5 protein-coding genes are annotated in these 3,090 nt (G+C 51.9%); 4 read left to right on the forward strand and 1 reads right to left on the reverse strand.

Features of this window, described 5'->3' with window-relative positions:
- The 4 genes from K245_RS28160 to K245_RS25820 all read left to right on the forward strand — a co-directional run.
- Positions 1 to 277, forward strand: a 277-nt coding sequence (locus K245_RS28160; RefSeq protein WP_027360747.1) for a hypothetical protein, incomplete at its 5' end; no start/stop codon positions are given.
- Positions 278 to 1,966 (forward strand): DUF2586 domain-containing protein, encoded by a 1,689-nt coding sequence (locus tag K245_RS0121045; protein ID WP_027360748.1) that lies wholly within the window; start codon positions 278 to 280, stop codon positions 1,964 to 1,966. It begins immediately after the preceding gene.
- A gap of 15 nt (positions 1,967 to 1,981) precedes the next feature.
- Positions 1,982 to 2,410, forward strand: a complete 429-nt coding sequence (locus tag K245_RS0121050; protein ID WP_027360749.1) for a hypothetical protein — start codon at positions 1,982 to 1,984, stop codon at positions 2,408 to 2,410.
- A 178-nt stretch (positions 2,411 to 2,588) separates the two neighbouring features.
- A complete protein-coding gene (locus tag K245_RS25820; RefSeq protein WP_051284513.1) occupies positions 2,589 to 2,888 on the forward strand; it encodes a DUF6848 family protein in 300 nt (99 codons plus the stop codon).
- Here the strand turns inward: K245_RS25820 and K245_RS28430 are convergent.
- On the reverse strand, positions 2,854 to 3,090 hold a 237-nt coding region (locus K245_RS28430), incomplete at its 5' end, for a hypothetical protein (RefSeq protein ID WP_232223862.1). The two genes, K245_RS25820 and K245_RS28430, sit on opposite strands and share 35 nt — an antisense overlap.

Here is a 3,090-nt window from a genome sequence, read left to right on the forward strand (position 1 = left end):
AAACAAAACCGAACGCGCAGCGGATACGGGCATCCAGGATGGAGCAAATCAGGCTGCGGATACCAGATCAAAAAAGCAGAAAGAATCTGCTTTTTCCGGGCTTCCTGAAATTATTGATATTGAAACTCTGGCTGAAGAAGCCGGGCTTGCGGACTGGGAAAGGGTCGCCTTTTTCCGGGCAGCTGAATGGGCCGGAGGCAAACAGGTAAGCCGTGAGGATTTCATGGCGGCCCTGGACAGATTCAAGGCCCGCAGAATGGGTGGAGGGAGGATATAAATGGGCGATGTACTCGAATTCTTAAACGATGGCATAAGCGGCATTTCTCCGGGTGACGTGTCGGGATCCGTGATGGTGGCGGGAGTTTGCAGCACAGGAACTCCGGGCAAGGCTTATCTACTGGGCAGATCTTCGGATCTTAACGCGCTTTTGGGTGTCGGGCCTCTTGTGGACAGGCTGAGGGATATTTTCGCCACATCAGGCCAGGACTCTGTTGTTATTGCCGTGCCTGTTGCCGGGCTGCCTGGCGGTTATATTTCTCCAGTGCGTCATACTGGCACTGGGCCTGATGGCACAGCCACAGGATCGCCTACCCTGAATGCCGACGTGGTCGTGGAGATTGTCGTGGGCGGGGCGCTTGCCACGGCCACTTACAAGCTTTCAACCAATGGCGGATCAACATTCGGAACCACAACTCCGACAGCGGCGAATGGCCAGATTACAGTACCCGCGACAGGCGCTACCCTGACCCTTTCCGCAGGAACCCATATTGCTGGCGACAGGTATATGTTCGCCGTCCGCACTCCGATCGGGCCTGTGACAAAGACAGGAACCGGGCCGGATATTACCGCGTCAGGAACGCCAAAGGCCGGAGCTGACATCCTTCTGACAATAGTCGCGGGAGGCGCTCTGAACACGGCCACATATACACTCAGCCTTGACGGCGGTGATTCGACATCCCAGGTGCAGACTGTTCCTCTTTCCGGAGTGATCGCATGCGGAGATATCGGCGTCACCATAACAGCAACCGGAACCCAGGTGGCCGGAACAATCTATGCATTTTCGGTTCTTGAGCCGGTTCCATCCATAAGCGGAATCATGACAGCCATTGATCAACCGCTCGCAAGATTTGACGTGGAATCAGTCTATATTGTCGGGCCGTCTGATTCTGTTGACTGGGCAGCCATGGGCGTAAAGGCGGATTCTCTCTGGGCGATTCACAGGCCTTTATATTTCAGGGCGGAAACCCGTCTTCCATATGCTGATGAGGATCTGAACACCTGGACGGCGGCAATGATCAAAAAGCGTCAGGGATTCAGCCACAGATTCGTGATCGTATGTTCAGCTTTTGGAGAAGCCTCTGACATAACAGGCAAGCGCATCACAAGGAACTGGGCAGGTCTTCTTGCCGGAAGGGTTCTTTCAATCCCTGTCATGAGGGCCGCTGGCCGAGTACGTGACGGAGGAATTTCCCAGGGCGCGCTGCCTTCAGGCTTCACGGACGCGATGCAGAAACAGCTCGAAGCATCCGGGTTTGTGACTGCCAAGTATTACGCCGGGCTTGAATCTCCTTACTGGGGAGACTCAAGGACAATGGCGGACGCGACAAGCGACTACAGGTATGAGGAAGTGCTCCGTGTCGTGTTCAAGGCTGTTAGGCTGGCAAGAATCGCGGCCCTGAAAGCTCTTTATGATGAAGCCGGAGATCCTGTGCGTGAAGGCGGAGCCAGCGGAATCAACTATCTCAAGGCAAGTATAGAAACGGCGCTTGGAACAATGACGGCTTCTGTGCCCCAGGAAATGGCCGGTTACAAGGTCAGCATCCCGACAGGCCAGGACATCGTAAATAATGGTGTGGCTGTGGAAATGACCCTGATCGGCATACCGATCATAAGATCCATCAAGCTCTATGCTGGCTACACATATGCGGGCGGATCCTTTGACCCAAGGCTGAAACAGGCCAGCTAAAACAGGAGGTACTAAATGCCTATTAACGGAAATCTTTATGACTGGGAAGGAATAGAAATCCAGCTGCCTTCCGGCGGAGCTGTGGGCATAACCGAAATCAGCTACGCGGATGAAAGGCCGGTCGAAGCAAGATATGGCAAAGGCGGCAAGCCCAGAGGATACGGCAGGAAAAACTACAAGGCAAGCGGCTCCATGACTCTGGATCGTGATGAGGCTGAACGTCTCAGAAAATCCCTCGGAGGATCGTATTACAAGACCACGCCGTTCAATATCAACGTGTCTTACGCAAATGATGGTCAGCCCACAATCACGGACAAGCTGCCAGACGTTATGATCACAAAGTCTGACACTTCAGGCAAGCAGGATGAGGATAACGTGGGCGCGCTCAAATTCGATTTTGTGGTGTTGAGTCCAATCGAATGGGATGGAACCCCGGCATATTAAAAGGGATTTTGAAGAGGGTCGCTTTTTTGAAAAAAAGCTTCGCAAAAAACTTTTAGGATTTTGAACAAATATAAACAGATGCGTAGGTCGGTTTGAGCGCAAGCGAAAACCGACATTATGAGTTGTCTGATTTCGGCACGCCTCAATCAGACCTACTAAAAATAACAGGAGAAGAAAAATGCCAGAAGAAAATGCAGGCGATTACAAAGAATTTAAACACAGTTTTAATGACCCTTTCGCAGACGTAGAAATTGAAAAAGCATTTCGTTTCAAACGCCCAAAAACTCCGTCAGTGGATCGCTGTCAGAAGCAGATGATGAAATCTCCGGCAAAGGCCCTGGAAGGGCTTTGTCTGGATGCTGTTCATCCTGAAGACAAGGCCCGGATTCAGGAAGACTTCAAGATTTATCCTGGTCTTGCTTCCGCTTTCGGAAACGAGTTGCTCAAGGCTGTGGGATTTGGCGACCTGGGAAACTGATCGCAAAAGCAAGGGAAGAAATCGGATCAAGCGCCATTGAGCAGTATGGCCTGCTGATCCGGTTCTTTCTGAGGGAGAGTCCGGCAGATGACATGGAAGATTTTGCAAGACAGTCTGCCGGAGCGATCTGGATCGAGGAACGAATGTTGACGGGGATATCACGGATATTCGGGGGCAAATAAAATGGACGGAATATATTCGG

Origin of the sequence: Desulforegula conservatrix Mb1Pa (genome assembly GCF_000426225.1) — a bacterium.
Taxonomy (GTDB): domain Bacteria; phylum Desulfobacterota; class Desulfobacteria; order Desulfobacterales; family Desulforegulaceae; genus Desulforegula; species Desulforegula conservatrix.